Source organism: Pseudomonas sp. 10C3, from assembly GCF_036346185.1.
In the GTDB taxonomy this organism is placed as follows: Bacteria; Pseudomonadota; Gammaproteobacteria; order Pseudomonadales; family Pseudomonadaceae; genus Aquipseudomonas.
The window spans coordinates 1-227 of sequence record NZ_JASJVE010000244.1 but is presented as its reverse complement, the minus strand read 5'-3'; the positions used below and the strand labels follow the sequence as shown (position 1 = coordinate 227).

The following is a 227-nucleotide window of genomic DNA, read 5'->3' as shown; positions in this document are numbered from 1 at the left end:
TGACCCCCGCGCAAATGGACCCCTTTGCGGTCAACGGCGATGTCACTGACGCGGTGACCGGCATCAGCCTCTACAAAGCCAAGGCCAGTGTCGGGCAACAACTGATCAGCCGAATGGCCAATGACGAAGGGCATGCGTTGCATCGGATGCTGTGGCCCGACCTCGCACAGCAAGATATGGACGCGCCGTATGTTCAGCCCACGGTCGCAGATATCAATGGCGGCAAT

The 227-nt window shown here is 59.5% G+C and carries 1 protein-coding gene; it reads left to right on the top strand.

The genetic code is table 11. The annotated features are described in order from the left end of the window. Positions 1-227: hypothetical protein (locus QN399_RS26890; RefSeq protein WP_330201993.1), on the top strand; the 227-nt coding region annotated here is incomplete at both ends.